Origin of the sequence: Pseudoalteromonas rubra (assembly GCF_001482385.1) — a bacterium.
GTDB classification, from domain to species: Bacteria; Pseudomonadota; Gammaproteobacteria; order Enterobacterales; family Alteromonadaceae; genus Pseudoalteromonas; species Pseudoalteromonas ardens.
The window spans coordinates 145,588-166,824 of sequence record NZ_CP013612.1 but is presented as its reverse complement, the minus strand read 5'-3'; the positions used below and the strand labels follow the sequence as shown (position 1 = coordinate 166,824).

Sequence of the window (21,237 nt, the reverse complement as noted above, 5' to 3'; positions counted from 1 at the left end):
TTGTTATAAACAACCCCGGTTAGATATAAAACTATCAGAATTTCATACTTACGCCCGCTGATATTTCATTAACGGCATTTTCACTGATATTGTAGTAACTATAACTCACATTAATTGCCGTGTTTTCCAGAACATCATAGCCCAGAGTGATCCCACCATAGGCGCTGGTCCCTTCTTTTTCATATTGCAGCAAGTGTTTACTATTTCGTGTACTATCAACCTGATATTCCCAGTCAAAAGCGCCCAAGAACAATGCTGCACTAAAACGCTCATGACGAAGCAATTCAAACCCGGTTTGTAAAGCAAAACCTTCTGGCAATACCGGCGTGGCTCGGGCAACCAGTTCATGGGCTGTATCCGGCGTCAAAGACTGACCTGTCAAGGCAAGGCGCCCCTGACCCAGATCTATATAACGGATCCCAACTTCCCATTTTGGCATTAGCTCATAATAGGCCCCTGCTGACCAGGACTCACTGCTATCATCAATCGTCCCGACAGTTAGCCCACCAACAGAGGTTGGGGCCTGATAGTCCGCTTCAGCTTTACCAACCATAGCCTCAACACGCCACTGCTCTGCCAACACAGGATCTGCCAGTAAGCAGCTCGTTGTAAGCAAGGTGTAGGCTGGCAACTTGCTGTTTCTGCGACGACGTAAAATTAATGCCGACATCATTATCACTAATAGTCCTCCCAGACCACCTGAAGATTTATTTTCTACATTCACAGTTTGATATCCAGAGACTGTCACTTTGACTATCCCCTTACTCACTGCATCTTTGCTATCTCTAACCTGATATACAATGATGTCTTCCCCTGAGAAGCCCACTTTAGGCTCATAGGTCAGTGTACCATCAATATTGACCGTTGCCTTGCCATGCGTTGCAACCGCACTAATCAGGAATAACTCATCCCCATCTGCATCACTGTCATTGGCAAGTACATCGATAACCAGGCTTGTTCTGTCATCTGTTGATGCGACATCCAGCATTGCAGTCGGTGCGCTGTTAACGGTCAGATTGACAATGGCCTGACTGTTAGACGTACCACCCTGTCCATCAGAAATGCTGTACTCGATCGTTGCTACGCCGACAAAAGTTGCTGGTGGCATATAGACCAGTTTGTTATCCACGATACTGACTGCACCAAAGTCAACGGTCGCTCCCGTTATGGTTAACGTGTTGCCGTCTGCATCGGTGTCATTTTCCAATACATCAATTGTAATTTGTTGACCTGAAGCAATCGTGACTTCATCAGCCGTGGCGACAGGTAAGGTATTGTTGGTTTTTGGTACAGCGATACCACCCGGGTCAACTACGCTGCGGTTGGCCATCCCATCATCATCATTTGGACCACCATCAACAATTTGTAGTTGCACACACCAGTCACCTTCTGTTAACCCCTCAGTCCACTCATTGCTTCCTGGAGGTGGACAGTAGCCTGGTTCGCCAGCCGCGGACAAGATAGCGTTGCCACCGGAAACCACAAAGTCCACCCACTCGTCATTTTTGAGTTTACGATAGACTGCATTCGCGGGAATAGGCCTGCGCTGAGGAATTACAATGTTATATGTATCGCCAGCCTGTGGTAGACCAGTTGCAATGAAGTCAAACAATCCACCAATGTTAATTGCATCCCCATCTCCCGGCAGTTCATCTTCAAGCAACTGAATACCACCGGTGGAGTTTTGCGCCACGGTAGCACCTTTACGCAGACAGACCCCCGGCTCACCTTCAACCAGATACTGAGCCGACTCAGCAGCTTGTTCCTGCATCACGTTACACTCTGTAATGGCATCCTGGAAGTCTGGGATACCATCTCCATCCGAATCCGCATAGCCTTCCTCATCATCAGGGATGAGGTCACCATCGGTGTCAACCTGTGTTAATTCCTGAAGTTCAGCAACGACCTCCAGGTAAATGTCGCTTACCGATGTAAGACTAGGCTGAGCATCATCCGTTGCGGTTACGGTCAGTTGATAAATGCCTTCCGCTAGCGCTGAAGTACTGAAGACAAAAGTATTTTCCTCTGTGCTCAGATTAGTCAGCGCATTATCAATAGAATTCCAGGTCAGCGTTACATTGTCTTGCGGATTTGCATCTCTGGCAGTGACTGTCACCGTCACCAATTCGTCGTTAACTGTCAACAGAGAACGCGTTTCACCCGCCTGAGTGACGCTGGTAGAGATAGTTGGCGCTACGTTTTCTTCTACTATAGTTACGGTTGAGGATGATTTTGCCCCTCTATTGAGTGAGTCAGCCAAAGTAATAACAATATTTTCATTACCTTCTACGACTCCATCCCCAAACACATTGAAGCTAATTTGCGCAGAAGTGCCTGATTCAATCACAACCTGACCATCGACCAAATCATGATCCGCAGCGTCTGCAGTGCCCGAAACAGTATATGAAATAGTAACAGGGTAGCTCGGTGCAGGACCATTCAGGAATACGTTTACTGTATGGCTTTGCTCCTCTGCCACCGTGGTGTCTTTTTCCAGTGAAATAAGTGGATTAACAAACACATTTTGCGTCGCGATGGATTGCAGCCCTTGGCTATCTGTGGCCTGCCAATACACAAAGTGCGTGCCTGGCGCAAACAGGGTTGTACCATCAACCAAAGATACCGCGATGGTATTGCCATTACCGTCGACAGCAGTCGCCGTACCCAGTGCTACTTTAGTGAACAGACCCATTGCATCGGTCGTTACATCTGCAGGCACAGTGATAACCGGAAGAGTGTTAGCTGGCGCAGAATTAATTTGCAGTTGAGCGGTCGCTTTACTACGTGCTTTTTGACTGTCCTCAATTAAATAATCAATAACAATTAAGCCTTGGGTATCCGCCTGGGCCTGGTAAGACAAAGTACCATCAGCAATAGAAACGCTTCCTACAGATGCTTTGGCACCGACAATACTGAGTACATCTCCTGCATCAGCGTCCGTATCGTTAGCCAGCACATCGAGAATATAGGTATTGTTAGCCTGCGGCTCAAAAACAAAGCTGTCGTTAACGGCCAACGGCAAATCATTCACAGAGTTAATGGTGATTTTCACTTCACCGGCAGCTGAATCCAGGCTACCGTCGTTAGCAATGTAACTGAAACTGTCCAGTCCATTGAAGTTTCCAAACGGTGTATAGGTGAAGGTATTGCCCTGGAGTACCAGAAGGCCACTCACTGGCTGACGGTCAATGGATACTGTAACGGTATCGCCATCTTCATCAGATGTGTCGGCCACAAAGCTGGTCGTGCCATCCTCATTCACCACAATATCCATGTTGTTGGCAATCGGCTGATTATTGACAAACTGAACATCAATCTCAAATGCACTCAAGGCAGTCTGCTCAGTACCATCGGTCACACTGATCACAATATTACTGTAGACACCTTCGTCATCCCTGCTCGGCGTACCCGACAGAGTACCGGTTGCAGTATCAAATTGAGCCCACACTGGCTGATTGGCTATCGCAAATGTCAGTGCATCACCATCGACATCTGACGCCTGTGGTGTAAAGCTGTATGGTGTGTTGTGCACAATCGAAGTATCAGGTGTGCCTGAAATAACCGGAGCATCGTTCACTGAATTAACGGTAAGCGTCACCGTCGCCGTATTCGAATCTAATGCCCCGTCATTAGCCATAAAGTTAAAGCTGTCAGAGCCATTAAAATCTGCATTCGGTGTGTAAATCCAGGTTGTGTCAGATTGCTGTTGCAATGCGCCCGATGACACGCCTGAGACAATGCTGTATATCAAGGTATCTGCGTCCGGATCAGTACCACTTAGCGTAACTAGCAAGGTTTCATCTTCATTGAGCGACAACACTTGCCCTTCAACAACTGGCGCATCATTTATCGGCGTAACACTCAGAGAAACGGTGGCCTCATTTGACACCGCGCCGGCCTGATCTCTCACCGTGTAGGTAAAGCTATCGTCCCCGAAGTAGTTGGTGTTCGCAGTATAAATAATGGTGCCTTGCGCTGTGACTGTTGTCTGGCCATTTTGCGGCGCATTTACCACAGTAACACTACTTAAATCGAAGCTATCACCCTCATCTACATCAAAGTCATTGCCCAGCACGTTAACTTCGAAAGCACCTTCTTCCTGGAGCTCAACACTGTTGTCGACGGCTACTGGCGCATCGTTAACCGGTGTTAAAGTAACGGTTACCGTCGCAGGTAATGAAGCTAGGCCTTCGCTGTCAGTAAGTGTATAGGTAAAGCTGAAGGTACCCGTTTCGTCTTGCTTAGGTGCAATTTCCAGGGTGCCATCGGCCAAAATGGTGACATCGGCTTTGGCATAGCTGCCGGCGCCATTACCCTGATCTTCCAGGGTGACATTAGCACCGTTAAAGCCCTGATCTTCAACATCTGAATCGTTGGCAAGAATATCCAGAACAACCGTTACATCTTCGTCTGTAGTTACCGCATCGTCACCGACCACAGGACGGTCATTGATAGCACCAATATTGACTGTAATGTTTGCCGATGCAGACACCAAGCCTTCGCTGTCCGCAATGGTATAAGTAAAGGTCTCTTCACCCACCTCATTGGTATTTGGTGTATACACCAAAGTACCGGCATCCTGGTCAAGCGACACAACACCCAGACTCGGCGTACTGGTCAGTGTCACAACACCTGAAGGTACGCCATCTTCAATATCTGTTGCTGCTGCACGTACAGCTAGCGCAGCAGAAGGGGTATCCTCATCTGTGCTGAGCGTTAAATTAGCTGCGACAGGCACGTCATTCACTGGGGTGATAGTCACCACCACCGTAGCCTGTTCAGATGTATTAAGAGCAGTATCTGCAACCGTGTAAGTAAAGCTATCCTGACCGTTTTCGTTACTCGCTGGCGTATAAGTGGCAATACCATTAACAATGGAGACCGCACCTTTGCTCGGTGCAGTCACAACAACAGCTGAAGCTGCATTCATATTGCCCTCAGGGTCACTGTCGTTATCCAACAGGGCAATTTGTACCGCTGTGTCTTCGTTCGTAGTTGCACTGTCGTCAACTGCTGTCGGTGCTTCATCAACTGGGTTAATTGTTAACGACACAGTATGCGTTGCAGAGGCTGCGTTTTGCGCATCCGTTACCTGGAAGGTAAAGCTATCGCTGGTGTTTTCTGAGCCGTCATGTTGATAGTTAAAGCTACCATCAGCGTTTAAGGTGAGCACACCATGCTGAGGCTGTGACAGTGCGCTAACTGACAGGCTGTCTCCACTATCTAAATCATCATCACTTGCTGTGCTGAGTAAGCCAAGTGTTGAAGTAACAGTCAGTAACTGCCCTTCGTCAAGGCCAAAGCTAAAGTCTTGTGCTATCGGTGCATCGTTAGTATTGATTACTTCAATATCAAAGCTACTGAGTGACTGCTGAGCCGTACCATCTGAAACCGTAATCACGATCTGGGTATCTGTACCAACATCGGCATCTGTCGGTGTACCAGATAGCGTACCTGTTGCAGTGTTGAAACTCGCCCAGCTTGGTTTATTGCTGACAGAAAAGGTTAGCACATCGCCTGCATCCACATCCGATGCGGATGGCGTAAAGCTATATACTGCGTCCTCATTAACACTGGTCGCTGGTGTACCACTAATTTCAGGTACATCATTGATATTCACAACTGTGAGAGAGAAAGCTGCAAGCGACACAGATACAGAACCATCGCTGACCGAGATAACAATATCATTGGTGGTGCCTACATCACCATTTACAGGCGTACCTGACAGGATGCCTGTTTGAGTATCAAAACTAGCCCAGTCCGGTTTGTTAGCAATGCTAAATGTCAGGTTGTCCCCATCGATATCAGATGCCACAGGCGTGAAGCTGTATGCACTGTCTTCATTGACTGAGGTACCCGGAGTACCTGTAATAATCGGCGCGTCGTTAACATTAACAACGGTAATGGCAAAGGCATCGAGACTCACAGTTTCAGTGCCATCGCTCACGCTGACCACTATCCCCTGATAGACACCAACATCAGAATTGCCAGGTGTACCACTGATCGCCCCCGTCGATGTGGAGAAACTCGCCCATGAAGGCAGATTAGCCACACTGAACGTAAGCGTATCACCCGCATCCACATCCGATGCACTGGGTACAAAACTATATCCACTGTCTTCATTAACACTGGTTGCTGGAGTGCCTGATATGACTGGCGCATCATTGGTATTGACAACCGTGATTGAGAATCCAGTTAGTGCGACCGTTTCTGAACCATCACTCACGCTGATCACGATGTCGGACGTAGTACCTACATGTTCATTAGCTGGTGTACCAGAAAGTGTGCCTGTTTGTGTATCGAAGCTTGCCCAATCAGGTTGATTTGCAATGCTAAATGTCAACGTATCGTCTGAATCTACATCACTTGCGCTCGGCGTAAAGCTATACGCGGAGTCTTCATCCACACTGGTCGCAGGTGTACCTGAAATAGTTGGCGCATCATTGGTATTAGATACCGTAATATCAAAGGAGGTCAGGCTAACTGTTTCAGTACCGTCTGTCACACTGATCACAATACCCTGATAGCTACCCACATCATCATTTGACGGAGTACCAGACAAGGTGCCTGTGCTCGTATCAAAAGTTGCCCATTGAGGCGCATTTTGAATGCTAAACGTCAGCGTATCACCATCAACGTCGCTGGACGTCGGCGTAAAGCTGTAACTGCTATCTTCGTTAACCTCTGTAGCAGGTGTACCGGAAATCACCGGTGCATCGTTCACCGGGGTTACTGTCATAGTGACAGTTGCCTCATTAGAAACAGCTCCGGCTGCATCAGCGACCGTATAGGTAAATGTATCCTCGCCAGAGAAGTTTTCATTTGGTGTATAAACAATTGCTCCGGCTGCGTTGACCTGCGCCTGACCACTAGCAGGTGCTTGCACAACTGTCACACTGGATAGATTAAAACTGTCATTCTCGTCTACATCAGTATCATTACCCAGTACGTTGACTTCAAACGACCCTTCTTCTGCCACTTCAGCGATGTTATCCACTGCTACAGGCGCATCATTAACAGGTGTCAAAGTAACTGTAACCGTTGCGGCATCTGAGGTTAATCCCTCACTATCAGTTAGCGTGTAGGTGAAGCTAAAGGTGCCATTTTCATCCTGCTTGGGTGAAATTTGCAAGCTACCATCGGCCAGAATACTTACATCAGCCTTAGCATAGCTTCCGGCCCCGCTACCCTGATCTTCAAGCGTAACATTCGCTCCGTTAAAGCCTTCATCTTCCACATCAGAGTCATTATCCAATATAGCCAGGGTCACGCCCACATCTTCATTGGTGGTCACACTATCGTCTGCAACAATTGGCTTATCATTCACCGCACCAATCGTCACTGACACAGTTGCAGGTTCTGAAGTGCTGCCTTCACTATCAGTAATAGTGTAAGTAAAGCTATCCGTACCAGTTTCGTTGGCACTTGGGGTATACACTAATGTGCCAGCATTTTGGTCTATCGCAACACTACCTTTGGTCGGTTGCGTTGCAACAGCAATGTCACCAGTCGGGTTACCGTCTTCTACGTCGCTTGCCCCTGCTCGCACGGCTAATGCATCACTGGCATTGTCTTCATCAATATTAACCGCAAAGTTCTGAACAGTAGGCGTATCGTTAATCGCAGTGATCGTCACGGTCGCAGTCGCTTCATTTGATGTATTCAGCGCAGCATCTTTGACGGTATAGGTAAAGGTGTCCTGACCATTTTCATTGGCGTTTGGTGTATAGGTGACTACGCCATTTTCAATAGACACTGAGCCCTTCGTTGGCTGAGTAACAATAGCCGCTGAAGAAGCAACCATGTCACCTTCTGGGTCGCTGTCATTGCTAAGGAGGTTAATAGTGACAGCTTCATCTTCATTTGTTGTTGCAGTGTCATTGACCGTTGTTGGCGCGTCTGCGACCGCATTGATGGTCAGCGTAACCGTCTGGGTCGCCGATGTTGCATTGCTACTGTCAACAACCTGGAAGGTAAAGCTATCGCTGTGATTTTCACTGCCATCATGCTGGTAGCTGAAGCTGCCGTCGGTATTTAATGTTAACTGTCCATATTGCGGCTGACTTACTGCACTGGCAGTTAAAGCATCACCGCTATCTGAGTCATCGTCCGTCGCATTACTCAACAACCCGTCATTCGCGGTAACGGTGAGAGTTGCGGCTTCATCCAGCGTGAAGGTAAAGTTCTGGCCAACCGGCGCATCATTGGTATTGATCACTTCAATACTGAATGCCGTCAGGGTGTGTTGATCTGTACCGTCAGATACCGAGATCTGAATGTCTGAATAAGTACCAACATCACTGTCAGTAGGCGTACCCGTCAGAGCACCTGTTGTTGTATCAAAGGCTGCCCAGCCAGGCATATTTACAATACTGAATGTATGCGTATCTGTATCATCTGAATCTGTCAATGTAGGCACGAAGCTATATGCTTCATCTTCATTAATAGACGTTGCTGGTGTACCAGATAATACAGGTGCAACATTGTACTTTTTCGTCACGCTGGCAGTCACACCCTCTGCCGAGTTACCAGCTTCATCTGCCACTATGACAGTTAAAGTCAATGTCCCTTCAGCCAGTGAGCTAACATCCACATTGGTAACTTGCTGGCTACTCGATGTAATAGCAACAGAACCATTACCAGATACTGTATTTGTGCCATCACTGAGCTGATAAGTGAACGACCCGGTGCTCTCTAGCCCTGACAGGGTAAAGCTTAATGCAGACTCATTGCTACGATCTATTAAAGTTTGATCGATCGCTGCGGTATGGCCTGAAGGCGTTGTGTTATCCAGAGTGACCGTTTCGCTCGCTGATGCAGAAACGTTGCCAGCAGTATCAGTCTGTTCAGCCGTGATAGTCAGGGTGCCACTGGTTAGCCCGCTGACATTCAATTCGTTACCACTCAACGTCCAGTTGCCTGAGCTGTCTGCGGTCACAGTGCGTTCGACTGAGCTTGAACCATCACTAATGGTGACTTTGACACTGTTACCTGCTTCCGCACCAGAGCCCTCAATCAAGACATCGTCATCTTCCGCTGCGTTTACGATATCATCGGTTTCAATTGGCGTAGTGATCGTCAATGCAGACGGTGCACTGTTGTCCAGGGTAATGGTCTGCGTGGCTGCAGTTGACGTGTTGCCAGCGCTATCTGTTTGCTCAGCCGACACGGTCAGGGTGCCATTGTTCAGGCCACTGACATTCAGCTCACTGCCACTCAATGTCCAGTTACCTGAGCTATCAGCTGTTACAGTACGATCGACCTCATTTGCGCCATCACTGATGGTCACTTTGACACTGTTGCCTGCTTCCGCACCAGAGCCTGCGATCAATACATCATCGTCTTCCTCTGCATTCACAACACCATCCGTTTCTATCGGAGTTGTGATGGTCACTGCTGACGGTGCGTTGTTGTCCAGAGTAATAGTTTGCGTCGCCGCTGAAGACGTATTACCAGCGGTATCAGTCTGCTCAGCCGACACGGTCAGCGAGCCATTGTTCAGGCCACTGACATTTAGCTCACTGCCGCTCAGCGTCCAGTTTCCGGAACTATCTGCGGTGACTGTGCGCTCCACAGAGCTGGCGCCATCGCTGATGGTCACTTTCACGCTGTTGCCTGCTTCTGCGCCTGTGCCCGCTATCAGCACATCATCATCTTCCGCCGCATTTACAATGCCATCGGTTTCAATTGGCGTGGTGATGGTCACCGCAGATGGCGCGCTGTTGTCCAGGGTAATGGTCTGCGTCGCCGCTGTTGATGTATTGCCTGCTGAGTCAGTCTGAATTGCCGACACAGTTAAGGTGCCATTAGTCAGACCGCTGACATTCAACTCACTGCCGCTCAGTGTCCAGTTACCCGAACTGTCTGCTGTCACAGTACGGTCAACCGAACTAGTGCCATCGCTGATGGTTACCTGAACGCTATTGCCTGCTTCTGCACCCGAACCGGCGATCAGTACATCGTCATCTTCTGCTGCATTAACGATGCCATCAATTTCAATTGGCGTGGTGATCGTCAATGCAGACGGCGCACTGTTATCCAAGGTAATGGTCTGCGTGGCTGCAGTTGACGTGTTGCCCGCGGTATCGGTCTGCTCAGCCGACACAGTCAGCGTGCCGTTATTCAGGCCACTGACGTTCAGCTCACTACCGCTCAACGTCCAGTTACCTGAGCTGTCTGCTGTTACGGTACGATCGACTTGATTTGCGCCATCGCTGATGGTCACTTTCACGCTGTTGCCAGCTTCCGCCCCAGAGCCTGCGATCAATACATCATTATCCTCTGCTGCGTTCACGATCCCATCGATTTCAATTGGGGTCGTGATGGTCACTGCTGACGGCGCGCTGTTGTCCAGGGTGATGGTTTGAGTAGCTGCCGTAGACGTATTACCTGCGCTATCTGTCTGCTCAGCCGATACGGTCAGGGTGCCATTGGTCAGGCCGCTGACATTCAGTTCACTGCCACTCAGGGTCCAGTTGCCTGAACTGTCTGCCGTTACCGTACGCTCCACCTCACTGGCGCCATCGCTGATGGTCACTTTCACGCTGTTGCCTGCTTCTGCGCCTGTGCCCGCTACCAGCACATCATCATCTTCCGCCGCATTTACAATGCCATCGGTTTCAATTGGCGTGGTGATGGTCACCGCAGATGGCGCGCTGTTGTCCAGGGTAATGGTCTGCGTCGCCGCTGTTGATGTATTGCCTGCTGAGTCAGTCTGAATTGCCGACACAGTTAAGGTGCCATTAGTCAGACCGCTGACATTCAACTCACTGCCGCTCAGTGTCCAGTTACCCGAACTGTCTGCTGTCACAGTACGGTCAACCGAACTAGTGCCATCGCTGATGGTTACCTGAACGATATTGCCTGCTTCTGCACCCGAACCGGCGATCAGTACATCGTCATCTTCTGCTGCATTAACGATGCCATCAATTTCAATTGGCGTGGTGATCGTCAATGCAGACGGCGCACTGTTGTCCAGGGTAATGGTCTGCGTGGCTGCAGTTGACGTGTTGCCCGCGGTATCTGTTTGCTCAGCCGACACGGTCAGCGTGCCATTATTCAGGCCACTGACGTTCAGCTCACTACCGCTCAGCGTCCAGTTACCTGAGCTGTCTGCTGTTACGGTACGATCAACTTGATTTGCGCCATCGCTGATGGTCACTTTCACGCTGTTGCCCGCTTCTGCACCCGAACCCGCAATCAACACATCGTCATCTTCTGCTGCGTTCACGATCCCATCGATTTCAATTGGGGTCGTGATGGTCACTGCTGACGGCGCGCTGTTGTCCAGGGTAATGGTTTGAGTAGCTGCCGTAGACGTATTACCTGCGCTATCTGTCTGCACAGCCGATACGGTCAGGGTGCCATTGGTCAGGCCGCTGACATTCAGTTCACTGCCACTCAAGGTCCAGTTGCCTGAACTGTCTGCGGTGACTGTGCGCTCCACAGAGCTGGCGCCATCGCTGATGGTCACTTTCACGCTGTTGCCTGCTTCTGCGCCGGAGCCCGCTACCAGCACATCATCATCTTCTGCGGCATTGACACGGCCATCGCCTTCAATTGGCGTGGTGATGGTCAATGCTGACGGCGCGCTGTTGTCCAGGGTAATGGTCTGCGTCGCTGCCGTTGATGTGTTGCCTGCGCTATCTGTCTGCTCAGCCGACACGGTCAGGGTACCGTTATTCAGACCGCTGACATTCAACTCACTGCCACTCAATGTCCAGTTACCTGAGCTGTCGGCAGTCACGGTACGCTCGACTTCATTCGCGCCATCACTGATGGTTACTTTCACGCTGTTGCCTGCTTCTGCACCCGAACCCGTGATCAGTACATCGTCATCTTCTGCTGCGTTTACGATACCATCGGTTTCAATTGGGGTCGTGATCGTCACTGCTGACGGCGCACTGTTGTCCAGCGTAATGGTCTGCGTGGCTGCCGTTGATGTGTTGCCTGCGCTGTCTGTCTGCTCAGCCGACACGGTCAGCGTGCCGTTATTCAGGCCACTGACGTTCAGCTCACTACCGCTCAGCGTCCAGTTACCTGAGCTGTCTGCTGTTACAGTACGATCGACTTGATTTGCGCCATCGCTGATGGTCACTTTCACGCTGTTGCCCGCTTCTGCACCCGAACCCGCGATCAGTACGTCATCATCCTCTGCTGCGTTCACGATCCCATCGATTTCAATTGGGGTCGTGATGGTCACTGCTGACGGCGCACTGTTGTCCAGGGTGATGGTTTGAGTAGCTGCCGTAGACGTATTGCCTGCGCTATCTGTCTGCTCAGCCGACACGGTCAGCGAGCCATTGTTCAGGCCACTGACATTCAGCTCACTGCCGCTCAGCGTCCAGTTTCCGGAACTATCTGCGGTGACTGTGCGCTCCACAGAGCTGGCGCCATCGCTGATGGTCACTTTCACGCTATTGCCTGCTTCTGCGCCGGAGCCCGCTACCAGCACATCATCATCTTCTGCGGCATTGACACGGCCATCGCCTTCAATTGGCGTGGTGATGGTCAATGCTGACGGCGCGCTGTTGTCCAGGGTAATGGTCTGCGTCGCTGCCGTTGATGTGTTGCCTGCGCTATCTGTCTGCTCAGCCGACACGGTCAGGGTACCGTTATTCAGACCGCTGACATTCAACTCACTGCCACTCAATGTCCAGTTACCTGAGCTGTCGGCAGTCACGGTACGCTCGACTTCATTCGCGCCATCACTGATGGTTACTTTCACGCTGTTGCCTGCTTCTGCACCCGAACCCGTGATCAGTACATCGTCATCTTCTGCTGCGTTTACGATACCATCGGTTTCAATTGGGGTCGTGATCGTCACTGCTGACGGCGCACTGTTGTCCAGCGTAATGGTCTGCGTGGCTGCCGTTGACGTGTTGCCCGCGGTATCGGTCTGCTCAGCCGATACGGTCAGCGTGCCATTATTCAGTCCGCTGACATTCAGCTCACTGCCACTCAGGGTCCAGTTGCCTGAACTGTCTGCCGTTACCGTACGCTCCACCTCACTGGAACCATCGCCGATGGTGACTTTCACGCTGTTGCCCGCTTCCGCACCGGAGCCTGCTACCAGCACATCATCATCTTCTGCCGCATTAACAAGACCATCGCCTTCGATTGGCGTAGTGATGGTCAATGCTGACGGCGCGCTGTTGTCCAGGGTAATGCTCTGCGTCGCCGCAGTTGATTCATTGCCTGCACTGTCAAACTGTGTCGCTCTTACGGTCAGGGTGCCATTGGTCAGGCCGCTGACATTCAGTTCACTGCCACTCAGGGTCCAGTTGCCTGAGCCGTCTGCCGTTACCGTACGCTCCACCTCACTGGCGCCATCGCTGATGGTCACTTTCACGCTGTTGCCTGCTTCTGCGCCGGAGCCCGCTACCAGCACATCATCATCTTCTGCGGCATTGACACGGCCATCGCCTTCAATTGGCGTGGTGATGGTCAATGCTGACGGCGCGCTGTTGTCCAGGGTAATGGTCTGCGTCGCTGCCGTTGATGTGTTGCCTGCGCTATCTGTCTGCTCAGCCGACACGGTCAGGGTACCGTTATTCAGACCGCTGACATTCAACTCACTGCCACTCAATGTCCAGTTACCTGAGCTGTCGGCAGTCACGGTACGCTCGACTTCATTCGCGCCATCACTGATGGTTACTTTCACGCTGTTGCCTGCTTCTGCACCCGAACCCGTGATCAGTACATCGTCATCTTCTGCTGCGTTTACGATACCATCGGTTTCAATTGGGGTCGTGATCGTCACTGCTGACGGCGCACTGTTGTCCAGCGTAATGGTCTGCGTGGCTGCCGTTGACGTGTTGCCCGCGGTATCGGTCTGCTCAGCCGATACGGTCAGCGTGCCATTATTCAGTCCGCTGACATTCAGCTCACTGCCACTCAGGGTCCAGTTGCCTGAACTGTCTGCCGTTACCGTACGCTCCACCTCACTGGAACCATCGCCGATGGTGACTTTCACGCTGTTGCCCGCTTCCGCACCGGAGCCTGCTACCAGCACATCATCATCTTCTGCCGCATTAACAAGACCATCGCCTTCGATTGGCGTAGTGATGGTCAATGCTGACGGCGCGCTGTTGTCCAGGGTAATGCTCTGCGTCGCCGCAGTTGATTCATTGCCTGCACTGTCAAACTGTGTCGCTCTTACGGTCAGGGTGCCATTGGTCAGGCCGCTGACATTCAGTTCACTGCCACTCAGGGTCCAGTTGCCTGAGCCGTCTGCCGTTACCGTACGCTCCACCTCACTGGCGCCATCGCTGATGGTCACTTTCACGCTGTTGCCTGCTTCTGCGCCGGAGCCCGCTACCAGCACATCATCATCTTCTGCGGCATTGACACGGCCATCGCCTTCAATTGGCGTGGTGATGGTCAATACTGACGGCGCGCTGTTGTCCAGGGTAATGGTCTGCGTCGCCGCTGTTGATGTATTGCCTGCTGAGTCAGTCTGAATTGCCGACACAGTTAAGGTGCCATTAGTCAGACCGCTGACATTCAACTCACTGCCGCTCAGTGTCCAGTTACCCGAGCTGTCTGCTGTCACGGTACGCTCGACTTCATTCGCGCCATCACTGATGGTGACTTTCACGCTGTTACCCGCTTCTGCACCCGAACCGGCGATCAGTACATCGTCATCTTCTGCTGCGTTTACGATACCATCGGTTTCAATTGGGGTCGTGATCGTCACTGCTGACGGCGCACTGTTGTCCAGCGTAATGGTCTGCGTGGCTGCCGTTGATGTATTGCCTGCGCTGTCTGTCTGCTCAGCCGATACGGTCAGCGTGCCGTTATTCAGGCCACTGACATTCAGCTCGCTGCCACTCAGGGTCCAGTTGCCTGAACTGTCTGCCGTTACCGTACGCTCCACCTCACTGGAACCATCGCCGATGGTGACTTTCACGCTGTTGCCCGCTTCTGCACCCGAACCCGCGATCAGTACGTCGTTATCTTCTGCTGCATTAACAAGACCATCGCCTTCGATTGGCGTAGTGATGGTCAATGCTGACGGCGCGCTGTTGTCCAGGGTAATGCTCTGCGTCGCCGCAGTTGATTCATTGCCTGCACTGTCAAACTGTGTCGCTCTTACGGTCAGGGTGCCATTGGTCAGGCCGCTGACATTCAGTTCACTGCCACTCAGGGTCCAGTTGCCTGAACTGTCTGCGGTGACTGTGCGCTCCACAGAGCTGGCGCCATCGCTGATGGTCACTTTCACGCTGTTGCCTGCTTCTGCGCCGGAGCCCGCTACCAGCACATCATCATCTTCTGCGGCATTGACACGGCCGTCGCCTTCAATGGGCGTGGTAATGGTCAGGGCTGACGGCGCGCTGTTATCCAGCGTGATGCTCTGGCTCGCCGCGGTTGATTCATTGCCTGCGCTGTCAAACTGTGTCGCTCTTACAGTCAGGGTGCCATTAGTCAGGCCGCTGACATTCAGCTCAACGCCACTCAGGGTCCAGTTGCCTGAACTGTCTGCCGTCACAGTACGATCCACCTCATTGGCGCCGTCACTGATAACCACTTTCACACTGTTACCCGCTTCTGCCCCGGTACCTGCTACCAGCACATCATTGTCCTCTGTCGCATTAACCCGGCCATCGCCTTCAATCGGCGTGGTGATGGTCAGGGCAGACGGCGCGCTATTATCCAGTGTTATAGTTTGCGTTGCATTACTGGAGGTATTCCCCGCTGTATCAGTTTGGTTTGCCGAAACGGTCAGTGTGCCATTATTGTAACCACTCACATCAATTTCATTGCCACTCAGCGTCCAGTTGCCTGAACCATCTGCGGTAACCGTGCGAGTTGTCGTATTATTGTTATCGTCAACAATCGTCACCGACACACTGGCGCCAGCATCAGCCCCCGTACCCGCAATTAATACATGATTATCTTCCGCCGCATTAACGCGGCCATCCCCTTCAATTGGGGTCGTTATGCTTGGTGTACTGACACTTGTGTCAACCACCACAGACAAACCTGAACTATCTGCTGTATTGCCAGCGGTGTCCGTCGCTCTCGCTGTCACGGTGTGCGTGCCCGCCGTCAGGGCGGAAGTGGTAATACTCCAGATGCCACCGCTTACCGTTGCACTGCCGACACTGCCGTCGATACTGGAAATCAATGTGACTGTATCGCCGTTGGTTCCAATACCGGTAAATGTTGCGGTAGTATCGTTGGTGATATTATCGGTATTTGAGCTACCTGTATCACTGGCAGCAGACAAATCTGGCGTGCCAGGTGCGTTAGGAACAGATGTATCAATTGTGACACTCAAGCTGCCAGAAGCCGCACTTTCATTGCTGCTTGCATCCGTTGCTTTCGCTGTTATGGCGTGTGTTACGCCAGCGCTCAGTGCACTGGTGGTAATTTGCCAGTTTCCACCTGTCGCTGTGCCAGTACCTATAACTGTTGTGCCGCCCCCTTCCTGATCGCTGTATAGTCTGACCGTCGAACCGCTTTCAGCTGTACCACTGAACGTCGGCGTTGTATCGTTGGTGTTGTTATCACTATTCGAGGAACCGGTATCAGACCCAGCATCAAGGTCTGGAGTTGACGGTGCATTTGGTGCCACATCATCATTAACAGTAATCGTAAAGGCTTTTTGGAATGTGGTCGTTGTATCACTGGTTTGCAAACAAACCACATAACTACCTGCCGACAAAGCTGCCTGTGTCTGTAAGCTCGTTCCATTAATCTGGAAGCTGCCATTGTTAGTATCAGCCGTACAAGTGCCATTTGCACTCGCTCCAGTGCTAACTAAAGTATATGAATGGCTGTCGCTAGTATCTACATCTGTGGTACTTAAAGTGGCCACGTTTGCGCTCGCACCCGTTGCAGACTGATTAATGGTAGTCGCTGTTAAAGCAATATCAGTTGGTGCATCGTTTTGTGCGGTGATAGTAACCGTTGCCTGGTTAGTCCCGGTACTGTTAGCCGTACCATCGTTAAAGGTATAGTCTAGCGTTACCGACGCCGGTGGCGCTTCTGAGCTGTTCTGATAGGTAATATTTTGCAACACAGAATCAACGATTGCAGATGTCGCATTGGTGTTGAACGTCAACACCAAAGTGCCTGACGAATTCGTTGTTACCGTACCAACTGTCGTTGAGTTATAGGTAAAGGTACTGCTTTCGGTAAGGGTCCCCAACAGGCCATTATTACCAAAGACATCCTGCGAGCTAGCACCGCCGTTGCGGGCAATGGTCAGGGTAGCGTTATTGTAATTACCCGCACCACTATCCAAGGCATCTAACTCTGTGTCAGCAATCAACACATCAGAATCAATGATAACAGCCGAACCATTTTCAGTGAATGTCTGACCACCATTGAGGTTGCTAAAGGCTGGGACATCGTTCGGCGTAATAAAGGTGATATCTGTATTTGCGCCATTGTCTGCCACCGTAAAATCAAGTGAATTAGCAGGCGAATTTGTCAGGCTTAGGGCAACTTCAGCGGTGCTAAAGTCAGTCGCATTGGTATCGACCTGAAGTGTACTCGTACCGTTAAAACGCACATTGCTGGTTGTCAGGCCAGTCACACCGGTAATGGTAATAATATCACCCACACTCAGGTCAGTAATGGTGTCGCCATTGAGATCAGATGCGTCGCCGACAAAATTATCGTTGCCTGCGTTACCTGTCATCGTGTCGGTACCACCACCCGGGCGGATGGTATCGGTACCGCTACCACCTGTGATGATGTCACTACCGTCAAAGTCAGTCGCGGTCATGTTTATGGAGTCACCACTCAGAGCGCTGGCGTTTAGCGTGATAGCGTTGCTGAGCGCAAAGCCAACGGCATTGGAAATGGTGACTGAGTTGCCATTAGAGTCAAAGTTGTCCGTCAGCGTAATGGTAAAGATATTATTGGTGCCAATCGCCAAGTTTTCGATTTCAGAGACGCTGGTACTACCAAAGTTAAACGTGCCCCCATCCACCAATTTGAGGGTTTCGGATCCCGAAGCACCGGTGATTGCCGTAGTAAAGTCATTTGCCACATTTGCCGCATCAATGGAGACCGTTGCCCCACTGGCCAATGACAAGGTACCAATATTAGTAAAACCACCGCTGCTCACATCAGCACCATCAGAGGCACTGACTGCATCACCGGTCGTTGCGTCACCCGTAAGTGAGCCATTAAAGGCACTTCCTGCAATATCAAATGTAATGGCGTCATTAGATGCTGTGGCGCTAATCGTCGCTGACGCATTGGTCACTGTGATAGTACGACTGTTAGTGCTGTCATCATTAACCGAGTAGGTCTCTATACCCGATAGCGTTGTAAAGTTACCGTCTCCTGAAATTGTAATGGTCTCCGAGCCCGCTGCCGTGACAGTACCGCTAAAAGACGCATTTTGCGCAGGCGTCATAGTCACGGATGCACCACTGGCTAGAGTCAGGTTAACTATGTTTGCAAGCGTACCACCTGAAATATTCGCGCCAGACGACAGCGACACAGTATCTGCCGTTGTGCCATCACCAGTCAGCGTGCCAGTATAACTGAGCGCCCCCACGTTGAATGTCACGGCATCATTAGAAGAAGATGCAGTCACTGAGGTGCCAGCGGCGCCTACGGTGATGGTACGACTATTTGTCGAAGAGTCACCGACCGAGAAACTCTCTACATTTGAAAGCGTAGTAAAATCACCATCGCCAGAAATATTGATGGTTTCAGTACCCGTCGCAGTGATGGTGCCACCAAAGAGTGCAGGCTGAGAGGCTGTCATGGAGACACTTGCCCCACTGGCCAGCGTCAGGTTTTCAAAGTTAGACACTGTTGCGCCAGCAATACTGGCACCCGAACTCATAGAAAGCGTGTCTGTGCCACCGGCGGCATTGAGAGTGCCGGTTGCTGTCAAAGCGGCTATGTTTATGGTGTCGTTGCCACTGCTACCGGTAACGTTTTGCCCAGCGGAACTCAGCGTGATGCTGTTTGCAGCGCCCAGCACATAAGTTTCGATTGCGCTCGCTGCCGTCAGGCCATCGGTTGCCGCAGAGATTGTAATACTTTCTGTCGCGCTACCGTTAATCGTACTAAAAGCATCGTGTTGTGCTTCAGTCATAGTCACAGATGCGTTGGCATCCACGGTCAGGGTTTCAAAACCACTTACTGTTGCACCAGCAATACTGGCACCATTACTCAGCTGTAATACATCGGTCCCCCCACTGCCCGCCAAAGTACCCGTTGCCGTCAACGACCCCGTTGCAACTGTATCAGCTGAGCTACTGCCCGTGACATTTTGCGCAGCATCGCCCAAGGTAAAGGTGAACCCGGCACCTAAAACATAGGTTTCAATGTCAGCATCACCAGTAATAACGGCGCTGCCATCTGGCGTGCTCAGGGTAAACTGGTTGGTACCGGCTCCGTTAATTGTGGTAAAAGATTCGTGCTGAGCACCAGTCAATGTGATTGAAGCTCCGCTATCTGGCGTCAGTGTCTCAAAGCCACTCAGGGAAGTTAAATTTGCCAGATTCGTACTGGTTGGAACAGACAGAATATCTGTTCCCGTACCACCACTGGCCGTTGAACCTGATACATGACTGGCATCCGCGATAGTCAGAGTTTCATCACCACTGGCAAACGTAATAGCCGGATTCAGATTGGTACCATTAGAGGTATTGAAGCCTGAGGCTGTAGAACTGGCAGCTGTGACGTCAGTGACACTGACGGTGGCTGTACGCGTAGTGCTACTCGCAGTGCCATCGTTGATCACAACAGACACGGTACGTGCAGTTTCGTTTGGCGTACTCGAAGTATTATTATAAGTAATAGCCTGAAGGAAAGTTGTGACTTCAGCAGGCGTTGCCGTTGCACCCGTGATAGTAATGGAATCTTGCAACGTAATATCAGATGCACCCGACACACCAGTCAGGGCATTTTGCGCAGCAGCCGTTACATTCAGACCTTCAGATGCACCATCCTGACCATTGGTCAGAGTAATAGTTATGGTTTTTATGGTGTCACTGTCTGCATCCGTTGCTGAAGCACTGCTGGCAATGTTAACCGCACCGCTGCCCTCAGAAAAACTGGCGCTGCTATCGCTACTGCCACTACCGGTATCTAGGTCGACAACGGGTGTGGTATTGGCGGTACTAAAATTAAAAGTGGTGTCGTCACTGATCCCAGTGAAATCATTCGCAGCAGTATCGGTTACTGCGCCTAAATCAATGCGAACCGCATAGTTACGGTTGCCCGTTAAATCGGTGGTTGGATTAAGGTAAACTTTATCACTGGTAATACTGACCCGCCCCGCACCGGGTGAGGTCGTTGTCCCATCGCTTTCAGTGGCAACATTAAACACCTCAAAATCGCTGTTGTCAGTGACATTGCGGATAGTGATGTTACCGCTGCCAAGCGCAATATTTTCATCAAAGTCTAGTATGATATTATTACTAAGGGAAACATTGGTAGCGTTGTCATTTGGGGTAGAAGTACCACCTTCAAATTGAGGAGGCGTTGAATCAGAGACCGTTGCATCATCCACTGTGATGCTTTGTATTGCAAAGCGTGAATCGTAAGTACTTGCTGGGTCTGCATCCGGGAAAGAAATAATCAGAGTATCAATATCTTGCCAAAGTGCATTATTAAAATCGCTACTGCGGGAAAAGCTAAACGTTGTACCTGTCCCTGAACCAGCAGGTGGTGCCAGTTCCACCGAAACCATTTGAACACTATCTTTGAAGCCGGTAAGTTTAACCCGGTGTTCATCATCAGTGGTCGTCGCACGCACAAAAGTAATCGCGTCAAAACTAAAGTGTGTACCCGAACTTTCTAGTAGTTTATAGCTCTTATCTACTGCAGCGGCCCCTGAATTACTAATAAAATTGGGAGCATAAGCTGAAGAGAATGCAAAAGCAAAGTCGTCTCCTGTGTAATTGTCTCCGCTCACACCACCATCCAGAATGAAGGTAACCGCACCGGCGGTATCAAGAGAAATGTCCGGAACATTACTTGAGCCATCTCTCACGTCAGCAGGGTTTCCCGTGCCGGAGGCATAATTCAGTACTTTTTGACCTGCCCAGATATTACCGGAAAACAATGCTGCGGATATACCCGCCGATGTAACAGCGGTGGCAACTTTACTTAATCTCATTCTACTACTCCGTTATTTAACCTGGTCCAGTGACATTTTATTGTTTTAATATTAACTTCAATTTCAACGCAATTTGATGACTATCAAACACAAAAGCGGGCCGACACAATATATGCTCAGCCCGTATCCAATACCGA

Annotated in this window: 1 protein-coding gene; it reads right to left on the bottom strand. The window is 50.7% G+C overall.

Going from position 1 to position 21,237, the window contains the following annotated elements; translation table 11 throughout:
• Window positions 1-34: 34 nt before the first annotated feature.
• The gene (locus AT705_RS20120) at window positions 35-21,100 is read right to left on the bottom strand and encodes an Ig-like domain-containing protein (RefSeq protein ID WP_058798166.1); all 21,066 of its coding nucleotides are present in this window, start codon (window positions 21,098-21,100) and stop codon (window positions 35-37) included.
• Window positions 21,101-21,237 lie beyond the last annotated feature (137 nt).

Bases quoted from the DNA above. Each gene is read 5' to 3' on its own strand.
- AT705_RS20120 (WP_058798166.1), bottom strand. From the start codon at position 21,100: ATGAGATTAAGTAAAGTTGCCACCGCTGTTACATCGGCGGGTATATCC.